The following is a 26,765-nucleotide window of genomic DNA, read 5'->3' on the forward strand; positions in this document are numbered from 1 at the left end:
CCCTTTCCAATACGCTCTCCTTGTTATTATACTAGTATTCCCATTGCTTTCAACAATTTGGAACGAAATTTCATCAAATTAATTATATTTTCATATCTAAAATGAAAAAGACAGAGTTTACTAACCCTGTCCGTACTTCGTATCATGCATTTTTTTCAAGGGTATTTGTTTTATATACATTTAAATAATCATTCCACTTCAAACAATTTTGTAAATATTCACGGAAAGAATACGAAAATCTTGGGTGTTTTTGTTTTTGAATTTTTGCAATAAATAATTGAAGACGAGACTGAATTAGAAACGATAATGGATGCTGTGCCTGTAGGACAGGGATTTCGAATATTTTAATGCAATCCCCTGTTGAATGAGTGAAATAAAAACTTTTCGTAATCACAATATCAATCCTCTTTTTCATTGGATTTTTGAACTTCCTCTACTTTGCGCTGTAACACGTTGTTTAAAGTGGAGTAAAATCAGACTTATATGATTTCTGTAGTCCTTATGGCTAGAAGATTTATACTCTATTCATCTCCACCTAATTCACCTTCCCGCCCTAAATATCTCTGAGACGGGAATCTCATTATCCATCAATTGTTTAATACATTTAGTATAAGCTTATAAAAGCGCAAAGTTTGTCTAAATTTTGGAGATTCTATAATTTTTTTCTTCTATATATTGTATACGTTTATAGCTATAGTATAACAAATAAATAAAAAAGTGCCTTTATAACGAGGCACTTTTCGACTGCATTTCTTCTCTTTTCTTTTTCCTCTTACTAACAACCTTTGATAACGCAATACTTACTTCATAAATACAAATAAGCGGCACTGCAACTAAACTATGAGATAAAAAGTCTGGCGGTGATATACAAGATGCAATGATAATTAATGCTACGTAAGCATACCTTCTTATTTTTATTAAAAATTCCGCCGTAAGTATTCCAATACTAGTTAAAAACATTACAACGACTGGCAATTCAAAAATCACAGCAAATGGAACTGTTAAATTAAGTACAAAATGAAAATACTTTTCTGTCGTAAACATCGTATTAAACATTTCATTACCTATCGTAGTTAAAAAGTGAAATAGAAACGGCATTACAATAAAGTATCCAAAACATAAACCTGCAATAAATAATATAGACAATACCGGTATATACATTATTGTCATCTTTTGTTCATTTGGATGTAAACCCGGTTTTACAAATAACCAAATTTGTATAGCAGCAAAAGGAATTGTACAAACGATAGCAAATACTGTAGCAATCGAGAAAAAAATCCACAATACATCACTTGGACCGAGAACAGTTAATTTCATTGGTAAATCTTTTACAAGCCAAAAATAAATATCCTTTGTAAAAGTAAATCCAATAATTAAAAATAGTACAAAGGATAACACCGTATATATTACTCTTTTTCGAAGCTCAACAATATGTTCTACTACGCTCATTTCCCGATTTTCCATCTCGTTCACCACACTTTATTTATCCATTACAAGGAAAATACACTACATTTTTTCTTTCTTTTCCTTTTCTTGAAATGCGTCATCTGTCAATTCTTTCGTTGATTTTTTAAACTCTTTTAACGTTTCCCCTAAAGCCTTCCCGATTTCCGGCAATTTTTTAGGTCCAAATAAAATGAGTACTGCTACTAAAATTAAAATTAACCCTGGAAAGCCAATATTTGAAAACATTTCCCCATCCCCTTTATTAGTAGTTTCCTTGTCCTACTATTACATAATTTTATTTTGTCAAAAAAGTTTGAAAACGTCAACAAATCCATTGTCTTTTGTCAAAAAAATTCAAAAATATAATCAATTATACAAATTTCATTTTCTATTGCTCTTGTGTATGATATGGTAAGGGAAATGACATATTATTTTATGATAGTAGAAAGGATTTGCATTATGACTGAAAAAATGACACGAATGACCCAATTTGTAAAAGAAGAAATTGCAAATGCAATTACACATGGTATCGGTGCCATTTTAAGCATCCCTGCCTTAATCATATTGATTATTCATGCTTCTAAGCACGGTACCGCATCAGCCGTAGTTGCATTTACTGTTTATGGTGTAAGTATGTTCTTACTGTACTTGTTTTCAACATTGCTACATAGCATTCATCATCCTAAAGTAGAAAAAATATTTACTATTTTAGATCATTCAGCCATTTACTTATTGATTGCTGGCACGTATACTCCTTTTCTACTTATTACACTTCGTGGCCCATTAGGATGGACGTTGCTTGCTATAATATGGACACTAGCAATCGGAGGTATCGTCTTCAAAATTTTCTTTGTACGTCGCTTTATTAAGGCATCAACGCTATGTTATATCATAATGGGATGGCTCATAATCGTTGCTATTAAACCACTTTATGAAAATCTAACTGGACATGGTTTTTCACTACTTTTAGCAGGTGGAATTTTATATTCTGTTGGAGCTATATTCTTCCTTTGGGAAAAGCTACCTTTCAACCATGCCATATGGCACCTGTTCGTTTTAGGTGGTAGTGCGATGATGTTCTTCTGTGTACTCTTTTATGTCTTACCTACAGCATAATAAAAAAGGATTCAGCTTACGATAAGCTGAATCCTTTTTTATTACTTATGTAATTGTGATGCGATAACTTCCTGTGTATGCTTCGTTAATTCTTTAATATCCATATTCGCATAATCTTCAGGTGTAATCGGCTTAGAAATTGTTACTGTTGCATGAGCTGGCTTCATACGATTTCCATTCGCTTCAAACATCTTATATGTACCATCTAACGTTACAGGTAAAATTGCTACACCTGACTTTACTGCCAGATGAAAACTACCAGCCTTAAACTCTCCAACTTCGCCACCCTTACTTCTCGTTCCTTCAGGGAAAATTACGATAGAATGTCCATTCTTTAATAGTTCAATTCCATCTTTAATCGCTTGAAGAGATTGACGACGATCGCTACGATCCATAAATACACAATTCATAAGTTCCATCCAAGTTGGTACAACTGGGAACTTTTTAATCTCTGCTTTTGAAACGAATCCAATTGGTTTATTTAAGTAACCTAGTAAAACAGGGATATCCATATTACTTTGGTGATTACTTACAACTAGTACTGGCTTGTCTTTCGGAACATTTTCAAGTCCTTTCACTTCTACTGCCCCTCCAGCTACACGTACCATTTTCTTACCAAACCAATTTGTCGTTTTATACACAGCATTATCTTTTTCTTTTGGCGCCATCGTATTTACTTGTCTTTTAAGACGCCACATTCTCGGTGTAATCGCAATTACGATTAAAATTAAATAAAAGATTTTAAAAAACGTTTGAATCATACAGAACCCCCACCTATTATCATTCCGACCTTCATTATACTAGACAAACGAAGGAAAAAGAAGAAAAAAAGTCCAAACAGCAAGTGTTCGGACTTTTTAAGCATTCTATATTAGAAACGTTTTGCTAATTCACGAGCATTAGCAATTGCTGCTTCTTTAATTTCTTGTGCTTTTTCAGGGTTTGCATTCATGCCTTCAACTGCAATATATTCAGTATCATTCACACCGACAAATCCTAATACAGTCTTTAAGTGATTACGACCGAAGTCTACAGCTGCGTATGCTCCTTCAGAATATACGCCACCTGTTGCTTGAATGTGAAGTGCTTTTTTACCTTCTAATAAGCCGACTGGACCATTTTCAGTATATTTGAATGTTTTACCTGCGATTGCTACGTTATCTAAGTATGCTTTTACTACTGGTGGATAGCTAAAGTTCCACATTGGAGTTACGAATACATAACGATCTGCATTCATAAATGTTTCTAAGTTTGTGTTCATTGCTGCTACTTTTTGTTGTTGAACTTCAGTTAAAGCTTCAAAGCCTTCACCTGCTGCAAATTTACCCCAAGCAGCAAATACATCTGCATCAATTGCTGGTACTGTAGTGTTGAATAAATCAATTGTTACAACTTCGTCTTGTGGATGTTCGTTTTTATAAGCTTCGATGAAAGCTTCCCCTACTGCCATTCCGAAAGAACCTTCTGCTGAATTTGGATTTGCTGTAATAAATAGTACTTTTGTCATTGTATTCTCTCCCTTTTTTCTCTTTATCTTTAATTCAAGATTTGTTTTTTAAAAGTTAATAACTTACCTTATGTAAGTATAATACAAAAAGTTTTAATCAATGTCAATAAAAAATAGCTACTCTTTTTTCGTAAGTTAATGATTTACTTTGTTTCCTTAAAATTTAGTATACAGATATTACAAACTCTTTCATATAAAAAGGCTACCTCTACAACCTATAGAGATAGCCTTCTATTACATATTATTTTTGAAATACATGTTTTACTTTTTCAGCTGGAATATTACTTCCGCCTCTACCTTTTACATCTTCAATCATCATTGTAATGACCATATCTGGCGAATTTAAATCAAATGCAGCGAACCAACCTAGTTCTTTTCCTTCGGCCTCTTTTGATACTTTTAATTCCGCTGTACCTGTTTTTCCAGCAAGAGTCATACCATCAATTTTAGCAATTTTCCCTGTACCATCTGGATCATTAATTACTTTCGTCATTGCAGTTTTTAATATATCCTGATTTCCTTTAGAAATTACATTTTCTTTCCAAGCTTTTGGTTGTTTATCTGTTTTAATAATATACGGTGACGGAATCGTTCCATCATTTACAATTGGCGCATACGTTAAAGCTAAATGAAGAGGAGTCATTAATACTTGTCCTTGTCCATATCCCGTATCTGCCATTTGAATATCATTTTTAATGCCGTCATTTGCAATTTTAGAAGCAGGGAATCCATATTCAATTGGTAGTTTCTCATCGAATCCGAATTTTTTTGCTTCACTCATAAACTTGTCTTTTCCGATTTTCAAAGCTTCTTGTGCGAAGTAAATATTATCCGAGTATTTCATCGCCTTATCAAGATCAATCGGATTTGCATCTTTCACACGCGTTACATAGTAATTACCCCAAGAAGAATCTTTTGTCCATTTTAATCCTTCAATTTTCAACTCTTCTTTTGGATCAATTGTTTTCGTTTCAAGACCAATTGCAGCTGTAATAGGTTTAAATACAGAACCTGGTACCGACAATTGTGTAAAGCGATTTGTCATTGGTTTTTTCGGATCATTATTCCAAGCTTCGCGTTGTGCCTTCGATGTCCCTCGTGCAATTATATTAGGATCATATGCTGGACTACTTACTAGTGCAATTGTTTCTCCACTTTTCGGATTAATTGCTGCACTTGAACCAGCTTCGCCCTTCATTTCATTATACGTTTTTTCTTGAACAACACTATCAATAGTTAAAGTTACATTTTCTCCATCAACAGCATCTGTTTTTGCTAAATTTTTAATTTCTTTTCCTTGCGCATCTTCTACAAAGACACGGCCACCTTTTTTACCGCGTAGCTTTTCCTCTAATACTTGCTCTAAGCCAGCTTTACCAACTGGGTCATCAGCTTGATAGCCTTTCTTTTGTAGCGTTTTTAAATCTTCAGCATTTACCTTTCCAATATAACCAGTCAGATGAGCTGCCGCTTCCCCTAACGGATATGTACGAACATTTACAGGTTTTGTTGAAACACCTGGTAAATCAATGTACGTATTTTGTGTTGCCCCTTCAGGCAAAATTCCAATTGGTACGAGATACCCTGGTTTTACCCATTTAGCAGCTAATTTTTGATCAATTTCTTCTACAGACATATTTAATAACTTCGCTACTGTTTCTTTCGTTTGCGGAGCAGTATCGCCTAACTTTTCAGGAATCAATCCGATTTCAGAAGCTTTCCCATTCGTTGCAAGACCTTTTCCATTACGATCGTATATTTCACCACGTTTTGGCTGTGTTGTCTGCATACGCACTTTACTATCTTTCGTCATGCCAGGGAAAATAAAATCAGGAGTCCAATCTATTTTCCAAGATTCTTTATCTCCATCTTTTTCTTTCACCATTTTTGCTTCATGACCAAATGTGATTTTACCACCAACTGTATCCATGCTTACTTTAAAAGGAACAGGACCTTCATCTTTTTTATCTTCTTTTACTTCCCCTGTTTCTACCTTTAAGTCTTTCACTTCGATACCAGAATAAATTTTTTCATATTTCTCAGTAAACTCTTTCTTTGAAATATCTTTTTTTGCATTTTTTGATAGTTGATCATACATATCTGCAAATTTTTGTTTATTCCACGCTTTTACATATGTATCAAACGCTTCTTGTGGTTTTTCTTCTTTACCACATCCAACTAACATGAATGTTAAGCAAAGAAAAAGAATCCCCCATATCTTTCTCAATCGATTCTCCTCCTCTTTCTATATTAGTACTTTTGAAAATTTTAGCATTTTTACATGCTACCTATCATTATAGCACTATCGAATCTCATCTATAAACTTATATTGGTGAATACAAATAAAAAGATTGATGTGAATTCTCACATCAATCTTTTTTATTATTGTTGCTTCTCATATACATGGTAATAATACGTATACGGGTTTTTTTCATCCGTTAAACCTTTTTCTACAAAAATCTCTTTCCAATTTGTCATATCCATTTCTGGGAAGAATGTATCTCCTTCAAATGCATAATGGATTTTTGTTATATATAACTTGTCTACATAAGGTAAAAAGAGATCGTAAATTTGCGCTCCGCCAAAAATAAAAATCTCTTCTTCATTTTTACATAGTTCAAATACTTCTTCTACAGAATGAACAACTTCACAGCCTTCAACATGATACCCTTCATTACGAGTTACAATAATATTACGTCTTCCAGGCAGTGGTCTACCAATCGCTTCATAGTTCTTTCTTCCCATAATAAGCGGGTGGCCCATCGTTGTTTTCTTCACGTATTGTAATTCACTCGGTAAACGCCAAGGTAAATTATTATCTTTACCAATTACTCTATTTTCGTCCATCGCGACCATAAATGAAACAATCATTTTTTCATCTCCTCTACAATTATACTGCAACCGGTGCTTTAATTGCTGGATGCGGATCGTATCCTTCAATCTTTAAATCTTCCATTTCAAAATCAAACACAGATTTCACATCTGGATTTAATGTAAGTTTCGGGAATGGACGTGGTTCACGTGCCAATTGCTTTTCTACTTGTTCAAAATGATTTGTATAAATGTGTGCATCTCCAATTGTATGAACAAATTCTCCTACTTCAAGACCACATTCATGTGCAATTAAATGTGTTAGTAGTGAATAACTTGCGATGTTAAATGGAATTCCAAGGAATATGTCACCACTTCTTTGATATAGCTGACAAGAAAGTTTTCCGTCCGCTACATAAAATTGGAATAATGTATGACAAGGCGGTAATGCCATACTCGGTACGTCTTCAGGATTCCAAGCAGAAACGATTAAACGACGTGAGTCTGGTGTTTTTTTAATCATTTCAATTACATCTTTTAATTGATCAAGTGTCTCACCAGCTGTCGTTTTCCAAGCACGCCATTGTTTACCGTAAACGTCTCCTAAATAACCATATTTATTTGAGAACTCATCATCTTCTAAAACGTTCTTTTTAAACAATTCCATTTGCTCGTCGTACTGTACTTTAAATTCTTCATCTTGTTGTGAGCGAAGACCAAAATCAGTCATGTCAGGACCAGTATACTCATCACTTTCTACCCAGCTCTTAAACGCCCATTCATTCCAAATGTTATTATTATGCTGCAATAAATAGCGAATATTTGTATCACCTTTCATAAACCAAAGCAGTTCACTTGCTACAAGGCGAAACGGTACTCTCTTTGTTGTTAATAAAGGAAAACCTTTACTTAGATCAAAACGCATTTGATATCCAAATACAGATACAGTGCCTGTCCCTGTACGGTCTTCTTTCTTCGTACCATGTTCCATTACATGGCGGCATAAATTTAAGTATTCATTTTCAGCATGTTTCATATGTAGGAAAACCTTCTTTCAATCGTATATGCAATTTATCATAACATGAAAAATGATAAATTTAATAATCCTAATTAATAAAATTTCTTGCGCTAATTCTTACAAAATTATTAACTTTCCAAATATAAAAAGGTTTTCATTTTCTATTACCGAAAGTATAGTGCGGTAGAACAAAATTTATATTTGGAGGTTAGAAGTATGTCTAAAATTGAAACGCCTGTTATGACTTCTTTACAAACAACGGCTGAAAAAATGATGAAGGATTTAAATGTTCCTGGTGCTGCTGTCGCTGTTATAAAAGACGGTGAAGTTATTATTTCAGAAGGTTTCGGCTATCGTAATATAGAAACAAAAGAGGCTGTTACACCGAATACTCGATTCGCAATCGGTTCCTCAACGAAAGCATTTGGCACACTTTCATTAAGCTTGTTAGCACAGCAAAAAAAGTTTAATTGGGATACCCCTATCCAGTCTTATATACCTAACTTTACTTTATCTGAACTACTTGCTAGCTCACAAGTTACAGGACGGGATTTAGCTTCTCATCGAACTGGAGTGAGTCGTCATGAGGCTCTTTGGTACAGTTCTTCCTTATCTCGAAAAGATCTCGTTGAAAAAATAAAACATTTACCACTTGATGCACCGTTCCGAACTGCATTTCTATATAACAATTTAATGTATGCAACAATTAGCTACATTGTTGAAAACATTACAAATCAAACGTGGGAGCAATACACTACAGAACATATTTTAGAACCTTTAAATATGAGACATACAAACTTCTCTGTTAACGATTCACAAACTACAGATGATTACGCTTTACCTTACATTGAAAATGACGGTGAAATAAAAGCAGTTCCATTCCGTAACATCGATACAGTTGGCGCTGCTGGGTGTATTAATTCCACAATTGAAGATATGGCAAATTGGGTACTTCTCCACTTAAATGAAGGAAAATTTGGAGATCATGAATTAATCTCCTCTGAATTATTACAACAAATGTATACACCACACAATTCAATTCCAGACCAACCGGTTTTATCACTCCCTGAATCTCCATTAAATAGTTACGGTCTTGGTTGGTTTATTAGCGCTTATCGTGGTAAAAAAGTGATTCATCATGGCGGTAATATCGATGGATTTTCAGCGCTTGTTTCATTCATACCAACAGAAAACATAGGCCTTGTCATTTTAACGAATGCTGGAGGAACATTACTTCCTACTTATCTCGCTAATCAAATTTATGACGAACTACTTGAATTAGAATCCATTGATTGGCATAAACGTGCTGTAGAAGATACTAAAAAAATGAAGGAAATGATGAAAGAAGCAACTGAATCCCTCCCTGAACAAATTAAAGGGACTACACCTTCGCACAAGTTAGAGGATTATACTGGTACTTTTGAACATCCTGCATACGGAACATTACAAGTATACAAACGAGATGATTCGTTATATGTACAATTTATGGAAATGGATATTCAATTAGGGCATCATCATTACGACATCTTCTCTGCAAAAGTTGACTTATTCCAAATGAAAATGAGCTTATTATTCGCTTATGAAATGAATGTAAGTGGTGAATTCCCATCCCTTCAGTTACATGTACCAGCTACATTAAGTACTCAGCCGCTTACATTTAAGAAAATTAAATAAGTATTTTGATGGTAAAAAATAAAGGTAGGTGCGAATCACACCTACCTTTTCTATTTCATATCAATCTTATCTGATTGAAACCAAATTGGCTTCGATAACTCAAAGTTATTATGATCCTCTAAAACTATAGTAAGGCGCTCTAACATATCATCTAACATATGCGGCGCTGCTCGTAATGTCCAGACAACTGAGGAGAAAACTGTCATACCAACGTACACCGTGTATAATTTCCAGAATTCCTCTGGTATTTTTCTATTAAAGTATCCTTCTATTTGTCCGATTGAATACGGAATACTAATATCCCTTGCAAACAGTGCAATTTTCACAAAATCATGAAGTGGGTCGCCCCAGTCGTAGCCATTAAAATCAACAACACCTACATATTTTCCATCCCGTACAATTATATTTTCTAAATGAAAATCATCGTGTTGAAATCGATTGGGGCGGTTCTTTAAAGATATTTCATTTTCTTCAATAAACTTTATGATTTTATCATCATTTTTTATGTTTATTCCACATGTTTTATATGCCTCTAAATATTTACTATGTTTTTTCATTGCTCTTTCATACCATGGAAGTATATTATTAGGAGCTTCATATGTATGCATTTTTGCTAAATCTTTTCCTGCCTCTATACCAATATCATATTGTTCTTTTGGTGAATACGTAGGCAATAGCTTCTTCGCATCCTCCCCTTCTAAATATGAAAAAATGCCATAGCATAAACCTTCTTCTGCCAACAAACCCATTTCAATTGGTTTTTGTGCTTGCACACTACGATTTTGCATTTCATTTAAAATTTGAAACTCTATTTTCTTTCTTTCATACTCTTTTATATCGCCTGTCCGCAATAAATATTTTTCATTATTCGTACTCGTAATTATATATTTCTTATCAGGCGAAAAACCTTTAGAAATTTCTTTAATATCCACTGCATCTTTTACTATTTGTATATTATTTTGCCATGCTGTAATTATCTTCATATCTATTCCCCTTACATTTCTGCATTTGGTGTATAGGCAACTTCTACAATAAATCCATTCGGATCGTAAAAATCAATCGTATAGTAACCTTCCGAATAATGATTCATTTCAATTGGACCACGTATTACCTTCACTTTCGTACTAGAAAGAAAATCTGCTACTTCCTCAACTACTTCTCTATGAATAGCTTGATAACAAATATGTCTAGGCCCTAACGTCCTAACAATTTCCTCATCTACTTCTTTAAAGTATATTTCACTTTCTCCTGTGCTATATGCTATTTCATTTAACTTTCTCCACCCAATTATGGAAAACAACTTATTATAAAAAGAAATGGATTCCTCTAAATTTGCTACCCAAAATTCAATATGATGAATGCCCGCTCGCAGTGTATTCATATTAAGAATACGCTCCTTGTACTACTTGCACAATTTCCATCGGCTTATGAACCATGTAATCTGGTGCATCTTTTTTCACTGTTTCAATAACATCATATCCCCAAGATACCCAAATTACGTTCACTCCAGCCTTTTTACATGCTGCTACGTCTCGCTGTTCATCACCGACATATAACATATCTTTCTCTGTTATTTTTTTTGATTTCAAAAATCTTTTTATCATTTTATCTTTACCAAACAAATTTTTAGAACAATACACTTCTTGAATATTTTCGATACCATTCTTGTGTAAAAACGCCCGAATATGCTCTTCTGAGTTCGATGATATGACTGCAATTCCGTAGCCTTTTTTATGTAGTTCATCTAATACTTCTTTCATCCCATGGAACAAAACGAGATTTTTTATAGCAGGCTGATATAATTTATAAAATTCCAACGCTAATATCGGTAGTTTATACAGTGGTACATTAAGTTGTTTACATCTCTCTGGCATCGTTAATTTACGCAAATGTTCAATTTCGTCTTCCTTTACTGCTTTATACCCATGTTTTTCAGCAAGTTGATTATAAATCGGTACAAATATATTTTGTGAATCTACTAATGTGCCATCAAAGTCAAAAACAATATATTTTTGCATTCCCATACTCCCTTTGCTTCTTTTTTCTAAACCTATGTTATTCAACAACATAGTTGTCTGTCCCTTCTATAAAAATAAAAAAGAACAAGATTTTCTCTTGTTCTTTTTAAGACAACCATTTCGGTGGTACATTCGTATTCCAATAAATATTTCCTAACTCATGATGTCCAGAGTATCCATCATCAAAACGGTGGTAATGGAAATTAAAATAATAACCATCTTGCGGTGGATGATCTCTTCTTACATGGAAACGCAATAAATCATTTCCAGATTTCGTATCGTAGACGTGAAAAATCTTCTCATTATTTCCACCAGCTGGTTTTTGAGAAATCGCTAATGATTGTAGTGAATCTTCTGGTACATCACTAGCAAGCTCAGCAATTGCCTCTTCAATTTTCGGTAATATTACATCTTTAAACTCATCTTCAATTACTGGACCAATTTTAGTCCCAAACTTTTGCATCGACTGCTTCTCTGCTTCTTGCATTGCATAAGTAATAAAAGTATCGGTGGTTAACCTGTCATTCGTTTCTTCATATGTATAGGACGTGCTCTCCAAACTTTGTTGCCCAGCTGTGCTCGTAGGCTTGTCCGCAGCTTTGGCATTATCAAGTAATATGGAAGGAGGCGTCACTAAACCAAATGTAAACACGGTAATTAATGCGACTAAGGTTTTTCTAAACCAATTTGGCATTTATGTCCCCTCCCCTTTCACTCATTATTTTTTATATAACGGTGGTTTCTTCTATTATACAAAATGATTGTAATTTTTGCACTTTACAATTTTGTTAACGTTCACATATTTTTCACTTGAATATGAAATTGTAAGATTTCATACAATAAAAATACAACAACAATAAGGAGGCGATCAGATGACTTTAGATGTCATGTATTCCGCCGCAAGTATACTCGTTTTAGTATATTTTATTTATCAATGTGTTACAGACTAGAAAAAGAGCCGTCAATGGCTCTTTTTTAATGGTACAAATACAATCCATACAATTAATAAAATAAAAACAACGCTGCCTACCACAGCTGGCAATAAATAAAACTGTGAAAGTATAACTATTCCATATAAAAGTATTGCTGGTAGTAGTAAATAACGATCTGCCTTCCATCTTAACAATAGTAATTTCCCTTCATCACAATATAAACGAAGAAACATCTTATTCGTAAATTCATTCCAATAATCACGTGCATAGCGAGAAATTGCAACTACAGCAAATACGAGAACAATAGCTGCAATCCACCTTGGAGTCATAATTATACTTGCAGTACTGATACATACAATTTGAATATAAAATATTCGTGCAGTACTTGTACGGAAAAATTCTTTCAAAAAAGATTCGACAATACGAGAATCAGCGTTTTTCCCTAAAAGTCTTTTAGAGCGCGGAAACATCCACGGTTTTTTATTCGAACTACTCGGTTTAGCCGCATGACCACCAACTTGCATAATTCCACTCGTCCAGCGCATGCTTTCCTCCTTTTCTTTCTCGATTTCTTTAAAAAAGAACTTTTTATAATTCATTTTCTCTTTTACTAATACACTACTTAAGAAAATTACTAAACCGATAAATAGAATTGAATACAACGGATTTTTATAAATAAAAAATAAACTAATTCCAAAAAAGGACACGCTCATAGAAAATACTACATTTTTTACAATCCATAAAACCCATCGTTTCCCCACATGTACATGAACAAATCTCGTTAACAACGACAACATAAATCGAAATATAGTAAAGAATACCCAAAATAATAGGACTTGTATCTCTGTTACTTCGATACTTTTCATCAACACTGGTAACATAATAACGACTACTATTATATTCGTTATCGCTATTCGAACAAATGTGTACATCATGCCATACTGGACTAATTTTCGCATATGTGTTGCATACGAAATTAAAAATAAACTATCCGCTTGCTCAAAAAATGAACGAACTCCTCTTGGATATGTTACTAGATAAAATGCGAGTAATCCTAATCCGAAATAAATCGTCTCTTCCGTTGATAATTCATTTATCCATAGCGATCGATAATAGATTCCCATAAATATAAGTGCTGGAATAATAATATATAATGCGACTGTCCAATCTGTTACCGAACGTATAGACTTCCATTTCCGCTGGAGTTCATGGCGTAATCTCTTATAAAATTGTTGTTTAATCATGTTGTTCACGCCTTACAATTACATCAAAGCAGTCTAATAATGAACTACCCGGCATTTCCGCTAATATTTGAATAGATTCTAAATGTCCATCTGCGACTAATGTACCTTGTGAAATGAGTAAAAATCTTTCACAAATTTTTTCAGCAGTATCTAATACGTGCGTACAAAGTAAAATTCCTGCCCCGCGCTCTTTTTCTTTATATAAATAATTTAAAAACTCTTTCGTAGCTACTGGATCTAAACCGATAAAAGGTTCGTCAATGATATAAAAATCTGGCTCAGTTAAAAACGCCAATATTAGCATAGACTTTTGTTTCATGCCTTTTGAAAACTTTGATAAATACTCATGTTTATGCTTATTCATTCGAAAAGTATGTAATAATTGTTCCGCTCGTTCTTCCCAACTTCCCATTTCACTTCCACGAGCTGCCATTAATAATTCAATATGTTCCCAGAGCGTCAAGTAATCATAGTATGTTGGATGTTCTGGTACGTATGCATACGGATTTTTCTTTTCACCGAATGATATTTCACCGTCCATATTTACAAGTAATCCGAGTATCGTTTTAATCGTCGTACTTTTCCCAGCACCATTTGCTCCAATAAGAGCAACTAGTTCACCTTTTTCGATAGAAAAAACTATATCATGAATTGTTTTTTCGCCTATTTCATATCCAGCTGAGCGGATATTTACTTTTAACATGCATTCCCCTTCTTTCCATTTCCAATACAATCAAGGAAAAGAATAACATATAACTATCTATATATCATTATAAAATATTTATTTTCATAGCAGGAAAAAACATTTTTTAACAGAATATTAAATGTTTGATTACATTTTATTGGAGTTGATAATATGTCTTTTCAAATTCGTGAAGCAACGATAGATGATATAGACGCACTTTGTTCTTTAACGAAAGAATTAAAAGGTTCCTCTATTTCCTATGAAGATATGAACAACCGCCTACAATTCGTACAAATGAGTCCGTTTGATTTTTTATATGTTTACGAGGAAGAAGAAGCTATATTTGGATTACTTGGATTTCGTATACGTGAAAATTTAGAAGATGTAACACGTTATGGAGAGATTTCAATTATTAGCGTTGATTCTAACATACGACGGAAAGGCATTGGACAAGTTTTGATGGATTATGCCGAGCAATTAGCAAAGAAACATAATTGCATTGGCACATGGCTAGTTAGTGGAACAAAAAGAGTAGAAGCTCATCCTTTTTACAAAAAATTAGGTTATGAAGTAAATGGCTACCGATTTGTAAAATATTTTTAAACTACTTTATAAAGTGAAGGGACTATAACTATGACAAACATTAAAGCAATTTTCATTGATCGTGACGGTACAATTGGTGGTGACACTACAATACATTATCCAGGATCTTTTACATTATTTCCATTCACAATAACATCCTTGCAAAAACTAAAAGCTAAAAATATAAAAATTTTCTCTTTCACAAATCAACCCGGTATCGCAGATGGAATAGCAACTGTAGCCGATTTTGTACAAGAATTAGAAGGCTTCGGTTTTGATGATATTTATGTATGTCCTCATAAACACGGTGATGGTTGTGAATGCCGTAAACCAAGTACAGGCATGCTGCTTAAAGCAGCAAAAAAACATGGACTTAATTTAACACAATGTGCTGTAGTTGGTGATCGTTGGACTGATATTGTTGCAGGAGCAAAAGTAAATGCGACTACGATTCTAGTCCGAACAGGCGCTGGGTATGATGCTTTGCATACGTACCGAGACAAATGGGCACATATTGAACCAAACTACATTGCAGATAACTTTGAAGATGCAACAAACTGGGTTTTAAATCAACTATAATACAAATGAAAATTTTGATTCACCCGAAATAATTTAAAACATAGTTAAAATAGCCTTTTTGGCAAATAATTGTATTCCACAAAACGGATCACCTCAAAAGGTAGCAAGTTCCCTTTTGATACGCAAACATTGCAATTCAAATTATATTTTTTATTAGTAACAGCAATTAACGTAAAGAAGGAATAGCTTAGTGGCTATCCCTTCTTTATTGACTTCTATTATTTACATTTGTTATCTGTTTTTATTGAGTATTCTCATCGTTTTTATACTCCAAAATATCCCCTGGCTGACACTCCAAAGCTTTACATATCGCTTCTAATGTTGAAAAACGAACCGCTTTTGCTTTCGCATTTTTCAAAATAGAAAGATTCGCCATCGTAATTCCAACCTTCTCTGAAAGCTCCGTTACACTCATTTTTCGTTTTGCTAACATGACGTCAATATTAATAATGATTGTCATATCCGCCACCTCAAACCGTCAAATCATTTTCTGATTTTATGTTAATTGCCTCTTGTAGAAGTCGTTGGAGGATAGCAGCAAAAACGGAGATAACGAGCGAAGCAAAAACGATAATGAGTCCCACTAACCCAATAGGAGGGTCCATTTTTTTCGCTATAAAATAAAAAAGTGGCAAACTTAATACATACAAACCACTGATTGTAATTGCACAGCGCTTTATATTCTTTAACGCCTTTACTGATAATTCCGAGAACGCTGTGTTCTCATCAATGTACTGTAAAAGATTGAAAGCCTGATAAAGAGCAACGTAAAAAGGCACAGCTGCTCCATACATCACAATGAAAACAAGATATTTCATCGGAGCAATATTAGGATACAAATTTGCTGCGAAATTCGCCATTTCCGGCACTAAAAGTATGCATAAAGCAAGCACTGAAATTCCAGCAAGAAAAATAATTACTTTTAAGAACATTGTTGAACTTCGTTTAAGATTCATTTACAATACCTCACTTATTTAATGGCAACATAATTTTATCACAACGTTTATTGTTTAACAATAAATAAATATCGTTTTATTTTTGTCATGTTTTTTAATTTAGGCAAAAATAAAAAAGAATTTCTCATTACAAAGAAATTCTTTTTCTTGAAAATGCCTCTTTCAACTTAATTTTTTAAAACGTTAATTCGTAATGGAAATAACGATTATCTCTCAAATAGCCATTTTCAGCGTATAATCGTTGTGCTGATAAATTATCAATCTCTGTTTGCAATTTTACACCTTTTGCTCCATTTTCTAATGCGTATTCTTTAGCAGCTTCTAATAATTTTTTACCTGTTCCGGCTCCACGCTTCGCCGCTTGTACAAATAAATCATTTAAAATCCATAATTCTTTCATTGAAATGGAAGAAAATGATGGATATAGTTGTGTGAACCCAATATATTCGCCGTCTTCAACTGCTACGAAAATAACGGACTCTTTTTTCTCAATTCGATTTCGTAAAAATACTTTTGCACCTTCTAAATCAGAATCTTGTCTATAAAACATGCGATAGTTATTAAAAACTGATGCCAGTCCATCTAAATCTGCAATTGTTGCCTCATATATTCTCATTTTACTCCATTCCCCTTCCAATACTGTCTCATTATATCCGTTGCCCATTTAGGCTGGTGTATTTCTTCTGTCGGCATAAACTCTTTCATTATTGGTTTTATATCCAATATAGGAGTGCCATCAATAGCATCTAATCCCTCAACAATAATTGATTTACCTTCTCTTTTGATCACCTTTACAATTGTTACACCTATGCGATTCGGACGATTTTTCCCGCGCTGTGCAAAAATACCTACTTCAGGATAATCCTTATTATTTCTAGGATGTCTAGCAAAATACTGAATTTGCTCGTCAGTTACTTTATGAAAATAAAAAACAACTTCAATATGAGAAAAATCTTCAATCCCTTGTATACTTTTTTCTGCATACATTTCAGTTAAAGTTATACGGGATCTTACTTCTCCCCACTCATCATCTTTTATTTCCTTTCTTTCATTATGTACAAATGCGATTGGTTGAACTGAAAACATACGCATTCCCCCTCAAATGTAACCACTTACATTATAAAGTATTTTCTGAATGTTTTCCAGATATACGAATTAAGTTTACATAATATAATTATAATCTATTTATCTAAAGCTACCTTGACTGCTTCAATTGCATGTATATGGGTCGTATCAAATATCGGGACTGATACGTTTTCTTGCTTTATTAATAAACCTATTTCCGTACAACCTAATATAATTCCTTGTGCTCCTTCTTGTACTAATTCTTCTATAACCCTTTTATAATACTCTCTAGATTGAACTACTATTTTTCCTAAACATAATTCTGTATATATTACTTCGTTTACTTTTTCTCTATTTGTTCCTGATGGTACTATTACTTTTATATCATGCTCTTCAATACGTGACTTATAGAAATCTTGCTCCATTGTATATTTAGTTCCAAGCAGACCAACCTTTTGAATGTCTTTTCTTTTAATTTCTTTTGCAGTTGCATCAGCAATATGTAAGACTGGAATATCAATTTTCTCCTTTATTTTTTCAACTACCTTATGCATTGTATTTGTACAAATGATTATAAAGTCTGCTCCTCCCTTTTGTAATGAATATGCCGCATTCCCTAGAATTTCTCCAGCACCATCCCAATCTCCGCTAGACTGACATCGTTCAATCTCTTCAAAATCCACACTATTAATCAAACATTTTGCTGAATGTAGCCCTCCTACTCTCTCTTTTATTTCTTCATTAATAATTCGATAATATTCAGAAGTTGATTCCCAACTCATGCCACCTATAAGACCTATCGTTTTCATATAAACACCTACCTAAACTATTTTTATAAAACTAATAACAACGTTTTATTGTGTATATTATACATAATAAAACAAGACTTTAAGTTTGGAATATAAAGTCTTGTTTTAACGGAAATATGGAAATAATAAAGAATAATTCTACTTTCATTTCCAAGGAAATTTTTATAGAATATTCTGAAATTAACAACCTGATGTTTTTATAAATTCTTTATACTTATAATTAAAACACTCTCGATACAGCTCTTTGATTTCATCATATGATGGAACACGTGGGTTATTAGCTGGGCTACCACTTTCAATTGCATCTGATGCCATTTTAGAAATAGCATTTTCAAATTCAATTTCATCGATTCCGTATTCTTTTAAATTTGGAATACGAAGATCAAAGCAAAGTTTTTTTATTTCACCAAGTGTGTAGTCTGCTACTTCCTCATCAGAATTCGAATACAAATCCTTATTTAAACTACGTCCAATTTTTGCTAACCTTTTCATTGCACTTGTTTTTGTAAACTCTAACACTGTAGGTAATAGTATGGCATTTGATATTCCATGCGGTACATGAAATAATGCTCCCACTGTCCTTGACATTCCATGAACTAATGTAACTGATGCATTAGAAAATGCAATTCCAGCTTGTAAAGAAGCAATCATCATCGCTTCTCTTGCCTCCATATTACGTCCATCTTCATATGCTATATGTAAATATTTCATAATACTTTCAATAGCTGAAAGAGCAAGTACATCTGTAAGTGGTTGTGAAACTTTAGAAATATACGCTTCAATCGCATGACATAACGCATCTATTCCTGTTGCTGCCGTAATTTGTGGGGGTAACGAACTTGTCAAAACCGGATCTATAATTGCTACTTTCGGTATAAAACTAGGATGCTTCATCATCATTTTTACATCTGTTTTTTTATTCGTAATTACTGCTACACTTGTAACTTCCGATCCAGTACCAGAAGTTGTTGGAATTGCAATAAGTGGTAGTGGATTGTTTTCTATTTTAATATCCTTTTGGACATAATCCTCAACTTCTCCACCATTTGTATATAAAACCGCTACCGCTTTCGCAGCATCAATACAACTTCCACCACCAATACCGATAATAAAATCGCACTTTTCCTCTTTACAAAGAGATAACGCTTCTAATACGTGTATATTTGTAGGCTCAGCATCCACTTTATTATATGTACTAACAGTAATGCCTTTCTTATTTAGTTGTTGCATACACTTTTCAACATATCCTAATTTCTCCATAATTGTATCAGTAACTATAAAAGCTCTTTTCCCTAACTTTTTTGATTGTTCTCCCAGTTTTTCAAGCGAATTCCTTCCATATAATACCGACTTTGGCATACGAAACTCAGAAACCTCTTGCAAGTCCCCCACCCCTTCTTATCCTAATTAATATTTTATAACATAAATTATCGATTTGATGAATCTTTACGATTCAAATTTTTTAATAGAGTCCTGTTAAAGTATAGAATGCGATAACTAAAAATACAGCAACCGTTTTCAAAATTGTAATAGCAAATATATCTTTATATGACTGTTTATGTGTTAATCCTGTTACTGTAAGAATAGTAATAATAGCCCCGTTATGTGGTAGTGTATCCATTCCTCCTGATGCCATTGATACGATACGGTGCATAACTTCTAATGGAATATCAAATTGATTGGCCGCTGCAATAAATTTATCTCCCATTGCACTTAATACTATTCCCATTCCTCCTGATGCCGAGCCTGTAATTCCAGCTAAAATATTCGTCGTTACTGCACCATTCACTAACGGATTTGTGAAAGTAGCAGAGATGCCATCTCTCATAATTGCGAAACCTGGAAGTGCTGCAATGACACCACCGAATCCAAACTCAGCTCCTGTATTCATCGTTGCAAGTAGCGCTCCACCAATACTTGTATTCAATCCAGCTTGGAAACCTGTTACTACTCGCTTCCAATATAATAATAACGTTGTTAAGATCCCTATAATAAGTGCCAATTCTACAGACCAAATTCCTACTACTGCACTTAATTCTACTTTTCCAAATGCTTTCATACCAATTGCAGAAAAATCAAAACCGCTTGGATACCACTTCGGTATCATAATAGTAAACACTTTATTCATTACACCTACTAAAATAAGTGGTATAAATGCAATAAGTTGTTGTGCTCTTGTGATTTCAATGTTATTAATTAATGTCATATTTTTTTGTTCTACTTGCAAAGATGCTGCCATTTCAGTATTTCCATCATTAAAACCAAAGTATCCTTCACCTGCCGCTTTTGCCTTCTTACGTCTACTCTCTAAATATAGTAAACCTACTGTAAGAACAAAAATTGCTCCTACAATCCCAAGTATCGGTGCAGCATAAATATCCGTTTTAAAAAATGTTGTAGGTATTACATTTTGAATTTGTGGTGATCCAGGTAACGCATCCATTGTAAACGTTACTGCTCCAAGAACAATCGTTCCAGGGATTAAACGCTTTGGAATATTAGCTTGTCGAAACAACTTAGCTGCGAACGGATAAACAGCAAACACTACTACATACACACTAACACCACTATACGTTAAAATAGCCCCCATTAATACAATCGCTAATATAGTACGTTTTTCACCAACTAACTCAATAATTGTTTTTGCGATAGAATCTGCAATTCCTGACATTTCCACTACTTTTCCAAATATTGCTCCTAATAAAAACACAGGAAAATATAATTTTATAAATCCAACCATTTTCTCCATAAAGATATTAGAAAAGAAAGGTAATACATAACTAGGTTCTGTCAAAAATACTGCAAATAATGCAAATATCGGCGCGAATAAAATAACAGAAAAACCTCTGTATGCTACGAACATAAGTAAACTTAGTGCTAATAATATAATAACTAACTCCAATTTTACCCCTCCATTAAACAGAATATTCTAAATTTTGTTGATAAATTTCTACTAACCTTTTAATTCTGACATCCCTCCTCTTATTCATACAAATTTTTATGCTAAAAATGTCTAATTATAATTATTCGATTACATATGAAAAATCCCTTTAAACAGAAACGAATTCATCGTCATACGTTATAAAGGGATTGCTAGAATCTATATTTACTGCTGTATTAAATTTTTCTCTACACAAAAATGATACAGTTCTTCAACATCTTTCACTATGTAGGTCGCACTAACTTCAGTCAGTTCTTTTTCACAGCCATAGCCATATAAAACACCAATTGAAGCAATTCCATTCTGATTTGCACCTATTATATCGTGCTTTCTATCACCAATCATTATCATTTCTTCTTTATTTAGTTCTTCATTTTTTTGTAAAATATGAGCAATTATTTCTTCTTTTTTTATTCTCGTACCATCTAAATTACTTCCAATGATGTCTTCGAAATAATTCGTTAATTGAAAATGCTCTATAACTTGTTTCGCAAATACAGTGGGCTTTGAAGTTGCTACAAATATGCGATTCCCTGAACTTTTTAATTGTTGCAAGAGCTTCAGAATCCCCTCGTATACATTATTTTCAAACAATCCACGCTGCTTTAAATACTCACGGAAGTAAAAAACAGCACGTTCAACCTCTCCTTCACTCATATTATATCTCTCTATGAATGATTGCTGAATAGGAGGACCTATAAATGAATCTAACTCACTTATATGTACTTCTTCAATTCCTACTTTTTTTAATGCATATAAAACCGAGTTTACAATCCCTTCTTTCGGATCCGTTAAAGTTCCATCTAAATCAAATAGAAATGTTTTATACATGCTTCATTCCTCCACTTAATTTGCTGTATAAATAAGTGCTAACATCTCTTCCACTTCTCCCTATTATACTATTATTATCTATTTTTTCGAAAAATCCATTTCCATATGTCACATACTTTCAGTTACAAAATACGATAGATATGATACAGTAAAAAAGTTACAATTATTTTAATAGAAACTGGTGAAACAAATGTCAATTACGTTAATTTTTATAATGGCTTTCACAATTGTAATCCACGCAGTTGAAACAAGCTCTTATAGTATTCGATTAGCGGGGGTTCGTTTAAAGAAGATTGCTGTCGCATTATCCGTCGTAGGAATCGTATTACTCATTTCAAGAACGTCAAACTTACTACAAGCCTTTTTACTTGGCGGGATTGTGGACGAAGCAAAACTAGATCCTTCTATTGATTTAGAGCATATTATACGTCTTGTACTATTATCTGCTTCTATCGGTACATTGCTTGCGATTATACTGTATCCAACTTTGACAAAACTATTTGGATATGTCATTCAAAACTTTGAAACAGACGGTTCTTTCATTCGAATGATGAAAACGAATAACATTCAAAAATTAAAGTACACAAAAAAATATGTCCGCTTTCCAAAGTTAGAAATGATTCATAGACTGCGTATCGGCGGTATTCCAAAGCGTATAATGCTTATTAACATGTTCGCTACTGCAATTTATACAGCGGGAGTTCTTTCCGCACTATATGCTTCTTTTTTAATTCCAGCTTTCGCAACAAAAGCCACTACAGCTTCTGGTCTTATTAATGGTTTTGCTACTATTTTATTAACAGTGCTACTAGATCCACGTATTGCTCTTTTAACAGAGCGAGCTCTTCAATCAGAAGAAGGTGCTGAAGCAATGAGTAAAATGTATGCTTGGCTAATGATTTCTAGACTTTTTGGTACATTACTTGCTCAACTGTTATTCATACCAGGTGCTTACTGGATTACATGGATTATAAAGCTTATGAATTAAATTTACTCTCTAAAAAAAAGCAGGTGAGATAACAAATGACTATACAAACAGAACAAGATATCATTCGCTTAATAGAAAACGACGAATGGATGATGAATGTATTACAAATGGCAAAATCACTAGAGCTACCTGATTGGTGGATTTGTGCCGGATTTGTTCGTTCTAAAATTTGGGATACTTTACATGACTATGAAGCTAAAACGGCTATGCCTGATGTTGATGTGATTTATTATGATAGTCTACATCAAGATGAGATATACGAACAATCATTAGAAACGAAATTAATGAATATTGATGCTACTATCCCTTGGTCTGTAAAAAATCAAGCTCGTATGCATGTAGTGAATAATATGCCACCATATTCTTCTTCTGTTAATGCTATATCTAAATTCCCTGAAACAGCAACGGCTTTAGGAGTTACACTTGATGAACTAAACAACGTTATCTTAACAGCCCCATGTGGTATTGAAGATGTCCTTTCCTTACAAGTGAAACCAACAGCTCATTTTCTTAAATCGAAAGAACGATTACATATGTACAAAAACAGAGTTATAAAAAAGAATTGGCAAAGTAAGTGGCCTAGCATCACAATCACATATCCAGAAATTTAGAAAGGGTGCCTCTCATTTATAGAAGCACCCTTTTCTTCATTTCAAAAAATGTATGACTGTTTCTGCAAATCTATCTGCTTCCTCATAATGAGGTGAATGACCGCTCTCTTCAAATACGATATACTTGCCGTTTCGGGCATCTTTATTAAATGTTTTAATTTGTTCTTCACACGTTACTACATCATGTTTTCCTACTATTAATAACATTAGATTTTGTACATCTTTTATTTTTGATAATAATGATGTATGACATGCTCCCTCTAATTTTAATCTATCAAAGTGAATTTTGGAGCGATTTGAAAATATTTCCCACTCTTCATCACTGTATAAACTCTCATCTGTCCTATCTTCCTTATTATTGTAAATCTCCATTCTTTTTTCTTCTAATTCAGCGCTTAATCTTATATAAGCTTCTAACAACTCTTCTGAACTAGCATCGCTAGATGAATAAGCAAAGCACTCTTTTGCTACTTCTTCTTTTCCATACTTTTTTAATAAATGCCCTGTCTTTTGCAACAAAGCCCTACTTGTTAATGCAAAATTAAAAGTTGGTCCTTCAAATATTATTTTCTCTATTGAACTTGGATATATCGACGCATAAAGCAATGCTACATATCCACCGAAAGAGTGTCCAATTATAGACCACTTCTCAATTTGTAATACTTTTTTTAATTCCTCACAGTCTTCACTCAAATCATTTAATCCAAAAGCTTCGTCTTCAGTAATTTCTTCTGAGCGACAAACACCTCTTTGATCTATCATAATTACATATAGAGAATCTTTTAAACGTTCCGCTTGATGAAATGAAAAATCATAACAACTTTCTCCTGGTCCACCATGCAAGTATAAGACTGGCTTATTTTTAGGATTTCCATGTGTTTCAACGTATAGCTTTTTCCCTCTAATATTCATGTATTTCCCTGCTTCTATCAAATTTTCCTTTATGATCACCACCCCTTTTTTACTGAATATTATAACATTTAATATTAAATAATTCCTATTACATTTAAGAAGACGATAATTATTGCAAGTGGTGCTACAAATCGAAGTAAAAATGCCCAACAAGTAACTACTTTCTTTCCATAATTTCCACCTACAAAAAACTCTGCTTCTAGTACCTTCTTCTCCATTTTGAATGAAACGAAAATACTAATAAATAGTGCTCCAAGTGGCATTAATATATTACTAGATAAGTAGTCTACTGCATCAAAAATATTCTTTCCGAAAATCGTAATATCACTCCATACTCCAAATGATAACGCTGATGGTATACCTACTAAGAAAATGCCGAAACCGATCAGCCATGATAATTTCGTTCTCTTTTCTTGTTCACCATTTGCTAATGCTGAAACAACAGTTTCTAGTAGAGAAAATGCTGATGTTAATGTCGCAAATGTAAATAGTGCAAGAAATACTGTTAAGAAAAATCCACCGAATGGGATTTGACTAAATACAGATGGTAATACGATAAATAGTAATCCAGGTCCTTCTGTTGGCTCCATTCCTAATGAAAATACGGCTGGAAAAATAGCAAGACCTGCAAATAATGAAACAAATAAATTTAATCCAACAATTGTTATTGCTGATTTTGGTAAACTTTCTTTTTTATTTAAATAGGAACTATACGTAACCATAATTGAAATCCCGATACTAATTGCAAAGAATGATTGCCCCATTGCGAACAAAATACTTTCCGAAGTAATCTTTGAGAAATCTGGTTGTAAGAAAAACTTCACACCTTTCATTGCATCATCAAGTGTTAACGAACGAATAATAAGAGCGACAAATAAAACGAACAATGCTGGCAACATATATTTACTTGCTTTTTCAATTCCATTTTGTACACCTTTTGATACAACCCATATCGTAATGAACATAAAAGCGAAATGTCCCATAATAGCCCAAGCGGGATTCCCAATTGTTTCAGTAAATAACGCACCGTAATTTTGTCCTGGAGTAATCAGTTGTCCTGTTATTCCTCTGAATAAATAAATTAATACCCATCCACCTACAACACTATAAAACGAAAGTAGTATAAAACACGTTCCAACGCCAAGGCGTCCGATCCAGTGCCATCCTGTATTTGGTGCGATGCTTTTAAATGCTCCAACTGCTTGTTTCTGCGTACTGCGTCCAATCATAAATTCAGCTATAAGTAGCGGTAGTCCAATTAAAACAGTAAATAATATAAATATTAAAAAGAACGCTCCTCCCCCACTCTTCCCAGCGATATAAGGGAACTTCCATATCGCACCAAGTCCAATTGCTGATCCGGCTGCCGCCATTATAAAACCTAATTTCGAAGTCCATTGCTCCGTCTGTTTCATCTCATTTTCCTCCTAATTAAATCTTTTTATATAAATAAATAAATTTTATAAACCTATTCAAATAAACCCTCCATTTCTTCTTCCATATAATAAAAAAATGGCCTAGCATCTCTATATAAAGAGACGCTAAGCCATTTACTTAACGCGGTACCACCCTTATTGATTCCATTATGAATCCACCTTAGTAGTAATCGTTTGATTACAAACCTAATATCGAAGGTTAACCGTTAAGATTTACTAAGAATGTAATTCCGTTCCACCTTACTGCTCCTAGGCGAGTTCAGGATGTCATTTGACTATGTCACACCAACCCATAGCTCTCTGTACAAATACATGACCTTACTACTCCTATTCAACACATTGTAATATTTAGAATATATTTTCTTTTGAAATTAATATGAAGTATATCGGTTATATTTGTAACTGTCAAGGGGTATATTATTTTTTTGTCGAAATGGTTCATATTTCAACTGACTTTTACTAAGCTTATTATAAAAAGAAAGAGTCTATATTTTCACCTTTTCAAACGAACTATAAAAAAAGAATCTTCGCGATAATCGCGAAGATTCTTTTTACGGTATAAGACGAGTACAATCTCTCGGAAAAGCACTCGCCTCTCGTACAT

Annotated in this window: 30 protein-coding genes and 1 other annotated feature; of the genes, 6 read left to right on the plus strand and 24 right to left on the minus strand. The window is 33.5% G+C overall.

The features are described from left to right. Positions 1 to 142: 142 nt before the first annotated feature. The 3 genes from MR107_RS12565 to MR107_RS12575 form a co-directional block, all read right to left on the minus strand. Positions 143 to 394: a DUF2535 family protein gene (locus MR107_RS12565; RefSeq protein ID WP_000629012.1), complete on the minus strand. Its 252-nt coding sequence runs from the start codon at positions 392 to 394 to the stop codon at positions 143 to 145. Between the two features lie 329 nt (positions 395 to 723). After that, positions 724 to 1,464 carry a twin-arginine translocase subunit TatC gene (gene tatC, locus MR107_RS12570; RefSeq protein WP_000431523.1) on the minus strand — a complete coding sequence of 247 codons (741 nt, stop codon included), beginning with the start codon at positions 1,462 to 1,464 and terminating at the stop codon, positions 724 to 726. A gap of 42 nt (positions 1,465 to 1,506) precedes the next feature. Further along, the gene (locus MR107_RS12575; RefSeq protein WP_000492443.1) at positions 1,507 to 1,692 is read right to left on the minus strand and encodes a twin-arginine translocase TatA/TatE family subunit; all 186 of its coding nucleotides are present in this window, start codon (positions 1,690 to 1,692) and stop codon (positions 1,507 to 1,509) included. Between the two features lie 213 nt (positions 1,693 to 1,905). On the opposite strand from MR107_RS12575, the gene trhA reads away from it, so the two are divergent. Next, positions 1,906 to 2,562 (plus strand): PAQR family membrane homeostasis protein TrhA, encoded by a 657-nt coding sequence (gene trhA, locus MR107_RS12580; RefSeq protein WP_000136889.1) that lies wholly within the window; start codon positions 1,906 to 1,908, stop codon positions 2,560 to 2,562. A 41-nt stretch (positions 2,563 to 2,603) separates the two neighbouring features. Here the strand turns inward: trhA and MR107_RS12585 are convergent, their stop codons facing one another. The 5 genes from MR107_RS12585 to MR107_RS12605 all read right to left on the minus strand — a co-directional run bounded on the left by MR107_RS12585 (position 2,604) and on the right by MR107_RS12605 (position 7,916). After that, positions 2,604 to 3,323: a lysophospholipid acyltransferase family protein gene (locus MR107_RS12585; RefSeq protein ID WP_000616577.1), complete on the minus strand. Its 720-nt coding sequence runs from the start codon at positions 3,321 to 3,323 to the stop codon at positions 2,604 to 2,606. A 110-nt stretch (positions 3,324 to 3,433) separates the two neighbouring features. After that, entirely contained in the window at positions 3,434 to 4,069 is a 636-nt protein-coding gene (locus tag MR107_RS12590; protein ID WP_000170025.1) for an FMN-dependent NADH-azoreductase, read from the minus strand. Positions 4,070 to 4,310: 241 nt separating this feature from the next. Further along, positions 4,311 to 6,296: a penicillin-binding protein 3 gene (gene pbpC / locus MR107_RS12595; RefSeq protein WP_001227248.1), complete on the minus strand. Its 1,986-nt coding sequence runs from the start codon at positions 6,294 to 6,296 to the stop codon at positions 4,311 to 4,313. 155 nt (positions 6,297 to 6,451) lie between these two features. Then, positions 6,452 to 6,940 (minus strand): dihydrofolate reductase, encoded by a 489-nt coding sequence (locus tag MR107_RS12600; RefSeq protein WP_000637207.1) that lies wholly within the window; start codon positions 6,938 to 6,940, stop codon positions 6,452 to 6,454. A 19-nt stretch (positions 6,941 to 6,959) separates the two neighbouring features. Further along, a complete protein-coding gene (locus MR107_RS12605) occupies positions 6,960 to 7,916 on the minus strand; it encodes a thymidylate synthase (protein ID WP_000679608.1) in 957 nt (318 codons plus the stop codon). A 198-nt stretch (positions 7,917 to 8,114) separates the two neighbouring features. On the opposite strand from MR107_RS12605, the gene MR107_RS12610 reads away from it, so the two are divergent. Then, complete coding sequence (locus MR107_RS12610) at positions 8,115 to 9,572, plus strand: serine hydrolase (protein WP_000034322.1); 1,458 nt, start codon at positions 8,115 to 8,117, stop codon at positions 9,570 to 9,572. A gap of 50 nt (positions 9,573 to 9,622) precedes the next feature. On the opposite strand, the gene MR107_RS12615 is transcribed toward MR107_RS12610, so the two are convergent. The 6 genes from MR107_RS12615 to MR107_RS12640 form a co-directional block, all read right to left on the minus strand. After that, the gene (locus MR107_RS12615; protein WP_078404046.1) at positions 9,623 to 10,555 is read right to left on the minus strand and encodes an aminoglycoside phosphotransferase family protein; all 933 of its coding nucleotides are present in this window, start codon (positions 10,553 to 10,555) and stop codon (positions 9,623 to 9,625) included. 11 nt (positions 10,556 to 10,566) lie between these two features. Beyond that, positions 10,567 to 10,953, minus strand: a complete 387-nt coding sequence (locus MR107_RS12620; RefSeq protein ID WP_001094664.1) for a VOC family protein — start codon at positions 10,951 to 10,953, stop codon at positions 10,567 to 10,569. A 1-nt stretch (position 10,954) separates the two neighbouring features. Then, positions 10,955 to 11,590 (minus strand): HAD family hydrolase, encoded by a 636-nt coding sequence (locus MR107_RS12625; protein WP_025687389.1) that lies wholly within the window; start codon positions 11,588 to 11,590, stop codon positions 10,955 to 10,957. 106 nt (positions 11,591 to 11,696) lie between these two features. Beyond that, the gene (locus MR107_RS12630) at positions 11,697 to 12,284 is read right to left on the minus strand and encodes a YpjP family protein (protein WP_001134421.1); all 588 of its coding nucleotides are present in this window, start codon (positions 12,282 to 12,284) and stop codon (positions 11,697 to 11,699) included. A 267-nt stretch (positions 12,285 to 12,551) separates the two neighbouring features. Then, a complete protein-coding gene (locus tag MR107_RS12635) occupies positions 12,552 to 13,766 on the minus strand; it encodes an ABC transporter permease (protein WP_242244823.1) in 1,215 nt (404 codons plus the stop codon). Continuing rightward, entirely contained in the window at positions 13,759 to 14,469 is a 711-nt protein-coding gene (locus MR107_RS12640) for an ABC transporter ATP-binding protein (RefSeq protein WP_000921912.1), read from the minus strand. The genes MR107_RS12635 and MR107_RS12640 overlap by 8 nt, the downstream gene beginning before the upstream one ends. Before the next feature lie 153 nt (positions 14,470 to 14,622). Here MR107_RS12640 and MR107_RS12645 point away from each other — a divergent pair, with 153 nt between their 5' ends. Next, positions 14,623 to 15,054, plus strand: a complete 432-nt coding sequence (locus tag MR107_RS12645; RefSeq protein WP_000009777.1) for a GNAT family N-acetyltransferase — start codon at positions 14,623 to 14,625, stop codon at positions 15,052 to 15,054. Positions 15,055 to 15,084: 30 nt separating this feature from the next. Then, positions 15,085 to 15,612, plus strand: a complete 528-nt coding sequence (locus MR107_RS12650) for an HAD-IIIA family hydrolase (protein WP_048656767.1) — start codon at positions 15,085 to 15,087, stop codon at positions 15,610 to 15,612. A 241-nt stretch (positions 15,613 to 15,853) separates the two neighbouring features. On the opposite strand, the gene MR107_RS12655 is transcribed toward MR107_RS12650, so the two are convergent. The 8 genes from MR107_RS12655 to MR107_RS12690 all read right to left on the minus strand — a co-directional run bounded on the left by MR107_RS12655 (position 15,854) and on the right by MR107_RS12690 (position 22,214). Next, entirely contained in the window at positions 15,854 to 16,072 is a 219-nt protein-coding gene (locus tag MR107_RS12655) for a helix-turn-helix domain-containing protein (RefSeq protein ID WP_000152532.1), read from the minus strand. Positions 16,073 to 16,082: 10 nt separating this feature from the next. Next, positions 16,083 to 16,568, minus strand: a complete 486-nt coding sequence (locus MR107_RS12660; protein WP_071740321.1) for a DUF2975 domain-containing protein — start codon at positions 16,566 to 16,568, stop codon at positions 16,083 to 16,085. Between the two features lie 175 nt (positions 16,569 to 16,743). Beyond that, positions 16,744 to 17,184, minus strand: coding sequence for a GNAT family N-acetyltransferase (locus MR107_RS12665; RefSeq protein WP_001223866.1), 441 nt, complete (start codon positions 17,182 to 17,184; stop codon positions 16,744 to 16,746). Next, on the minus strand, positions 17,181 to 17,654 hold the full coding sequence (locus MR107_RS12670) for an SAM-dependent methyltransferase (RefSeq protein WP_000493257.1): 474 nt from the start codon (positions 17,652 to 17,654) through the stop codon (positions 17,181 to 17,183). Before MR107_RS12670 ends, MR107_RS12665 begins: the two co-directional genes overlap by 4 nt. A 95-nt stretch (positions 17,655 to 17,749) precedes the next feature. Beyond that, positions 17,750 to 18,442, minus strand: a complete 693-nt coding sequence (locus MR107_RS12675) for an aspartate/glutamate racemase family protein (RefSeq protein WP_242292409.1) — start codon at positions 18,440 to 18,442, stop codon at positions 17,750 to 17,752. A 180-nt stretch (positions 18,443 to 18,622) separates the two neighbouring features. Continuing rightward, complete coding sequence (locus MR107_RS12680; protein ID WP_242292410.1) at positions 18,623 to 19,825, minus strand: iron-containing alcohol dehydrogenase; 1,203 nt, start codon at positions 19,823 to 19,825, stop codon at positions 18,623 to 18,625. A 79-nt stretch (positions 19,826 to 19,904) separates the two neighbouring features. Next, complete coding sequence (locus MR107_RS12685; RefSeq protein ID WP_048656764.1) at positions 19,905 to 21,344, minus strand: GntP family permease; 1,440 nt, start codon at positions 21,342 to 21,344, stop codon at positions 19,905 to 19,907. A 204-nt stretch (positions 21,345 to 21,548) separates the two neighbouring features. After that, positions 21,549 to 22,214, minus strand: a complete 666-nt coding sequence (locus MR107_RS12690) for an HAD family hydrolase (RefSeq protein ID WP_048656763.1) — start codon at positions 22,212 to 22,214, stop codon at positions 21,549 to 21,551. 190 nt (positions 22,215 to 22,404) lie between these two features. Between MR107_RS12690 and MR107_RS12695 the strand changes: the two genes are divergently transcribed. Next, complete coding sequence (locus MR107_RS12695; RefSeq protein ID WP_000028911.1) at positions 22,405 to 23,202, plus strand: lipid II flippase Amj family protein; 798 nt, start codon at positions 22,405 to 22,407, stop codon at positions 23,200 to 23,202. 35 nt (positions 23,203 to 23,237) lie between these two features. Beyond that, a complete protein-coding gene (locus MR107_RS12700) occupies positions 23,238 to 23,813 on the plus strand; it encodes a nucleotidyltransferase family protein (RefSeq protein WP_000155287.1) in 576 nt (191 codons plus the stop codon). A gap of 36 nt (positions 23,814 to 23,849) precedes the next feature. Here MR107_RS12700 and MR107_RS12705 read toward each other — a convergent pair whose 3' ends face one another. Both MR107_RS12705 and MR107_RS12710 read right to left on the minus strand, forming a co-directional pair. Further along, positions 23,850 to 24,725 (minus strand): alpha/beta fold hydrolase, encoded by an 876-nt coding sequence (locus MR107_RS12705; protein WP_242292411.1) that lies wholly within the window; start codon positions 24,723 to 24,725, stop codon positions 23,850 to 23,852. A 74-nt stretch (positions 24,726 to 24,799) separates the two neighbouring features. After that, positions 24,800 to 26,140 (minus strand): sodium-dependent transporter, encoded by a 1,341-nt coding sequence (locus MR107_RS12710; RefSeq protein ID WP_242292412.1) that lies wholly within the window; start codon positions 26,138 to 26,140, stop codon positions 24,800 to 24,802. A gap of 116 nt (positions 26,141 to 26,256) precedes the next feature. Next, positions 26,257 to 26,505 (minus strand) — a binding site (T-box leader). Positions 26,506 to 26,765 lie beyond the last annotated feature (260 nt).

It is taken from the genome of Bacillus cereus group sp. BfR-BA-01441, assembly GCF_022663075.1.
In the GTDB taxonomy this organism is placed as follows: Bacteria; Bacillota; Bacilli; order Bacillales; family Bacillaceae_G; genus Bacillus_A; species Bacillus_A cereus.

Excerpts from the sequence above, each read along its gene's own strand:
- MR107_RS12655 (WP_000152532.1), bottom strand. The coding sequence starts at position 16,072 with ATGACAATCATTATTAATATTGACGTCATGTTAGCAAAACGAAAAATG.
- MR107_RS12690 (WP_048656763.1), bottom strand. The coding sequence starts at position 22,214 with ATGTATAAAACATTTCTATTTGATTTAGATGGAACTTTAACGGATCCG.
- MR107_RS12600 (WP_000637207.1), bottom strand. The coding sequence starts at position 6,940 with ATGATTGTTTCATTTATGGTCGCGATGGACGAAAATAGAGTAATTGGT.
- MR107_RS12630 (WP_001134421.1), bottom strand. The coding sequence starts at position 12,284 with ATGCCAAATTGGTTTAGAAAAACCTTAGTCGCATTAATTACCGTGTTT.
- tatC (WP_000431523.1), bottom strand. The coding sequence starts at position 1,464 with ATGGAAAATCGGGAAATGAGCGTAGTAGAACATATTGTTGAGCTTCGA.
- MR107_RS12640 (WP_000921912.1), bottom strand. The coding sequence starts at position 14,469 with ATGTTAAAAGTAAATATCCGCTCAGCTGGATATGAAATAGGCGAAAAA.
- MR107_RS12705 (WP_242292411.1), bottom strand. The coding sequence starts at position 24,725 with ATGAATATTAGAGGGAAAAAGCTATACGTTGAAACACATGGAAATCCT.
- MR107_RS12620 (WP_001094664.1), bottom strand. The coding sequence starts at position 10,953 with ATGAATACACTGCGAGCGGGCATTCATCATATTGAATTTTGGGTAGCA.
- MR107_RS12635 (WP_242244823.1), bottom strand. The coding sequence starts at position 13,766 with ATGATTAAACAACAATTTTATAAGAGATTACGCCATGAACTCCAGCGG.
- MR107_RS12675 (WP_242292409.1), bottom strand. The coding sequence starts at position 18,442 with ATGAAAACGATAGGTCTTATAGGTGGCATGAGTTGGGAATCAACTTCT.
- MR107_RS12700 (WP_000155287.1), top strand. The coding sequence starts at position 23,238 with ATGACTATACAAACAGAACAAGATATCATTCGCTTAATAGAAAACGAC.
- MR107_RS12645 (WP_000009777.1), top strand. The coding sequence starts at position 14,623 with ATGTCTTTTCAAATTCGTGAAGCAACGATAGATGATATAGACGCACTT.
- MR107_RS12610 (WP_000034322.1), top strand. The coding sequence starts at position 8,115 with ATGTCTAAAATTGAAACGCCTGTTATGACTTCTTTACAAACAACGGCT.
- MR107_RS12710 (WP_242292412.1), bottom strand. The coding sequence starts at position 26,140 with ATGAAACAGACGGAGCAATGGACTTCGAAATTAGGTTTTATAATGGCG.
- MR107_RS12660 (WP_071740321.1), bottom strand. The coding sequence starts at position 16,568 with ATGAATCTTAAACGAAGTTCAACAATGTTCTTAAAAGTAATTATTTTT.
- trhA (WP_000136889.1), top strand. The coding sequence starts at position 1,906 with ATGACTGAAAAAATGACACGAATGACCCAATTTGTAAAAGAAGAAATT.
- MR107_RS12665 (WP_001223866.1), bottom strand. The coding sequence starts at position 17,184 with ATGAGAATATATGAGGCAACAATTGCAGATTTAGATGGACTGGCATCA.
- MR107_RS12670 (WP_000493257.1), bottom strand. The coding sequence starts at position 17,654 with ATGTTTTCAGTTCAACCAATCGCATTTGTACATAATGAAAGAAAGGAA.
- MR107_RS12590 (WP_000170025.1), bottom strand. The coding sequence starts at position 4,069 with ATGACAAAAGTACTATTTATTACAGCAAATCCAAATTCAGCAGAAGGT.
- MR107_RS12625 (WP_025687389.1), bottom strand. The coding sequence starts at position 11,590 with ATGCAAAAATATATTGTTTTTGACTTTGATGGCACATTAGTAGATTCA.
- MR107_RS12650 (WP_048656767.1), top strand. The coding sequence starts at position 15,085 with ATGACAAACATTAAAGCAATTTTCATTGATCGTGACGGTACAATTGGT.
- MR107_RS12575 (WP_000492443.1), bottom strand. The coding sequence starts at position 1,692 with ATGTTTTCAAATATTGGCTTTCCAGGGTTAATTTTAATTTTAGTAGCA.
- MR107_RS12605 (WP_000679608.1), bottom strand. The coding sequence starts at position 7,916 with ATGAAACATGCTGAAAATGAATACTTAAATTTATGCCGCCATGTAATG.
- MR107_RS12695 (WP_000028911.1), top strand. The coding sequence starts at position 22,405 with ATGTCAATTACGTTAATTTTTATAATGGCTTTCACAATTGTAATCCAC.
- MR107_RS12585 (WP_000616577.1), bottom strand. The coding sequence starts at position 3,323 with ATGATTCAAACGTTTTTTAAAATCTTTTATTTAATTTTAATCGTAATT.
- MR107_RS12615 (WP_078404046.1), bottom strand. The coding sequence starts at position 10,555 with ATGAAGATAATTACAGCATGGCAAAATAATATACAAATAGTAAAAGAT.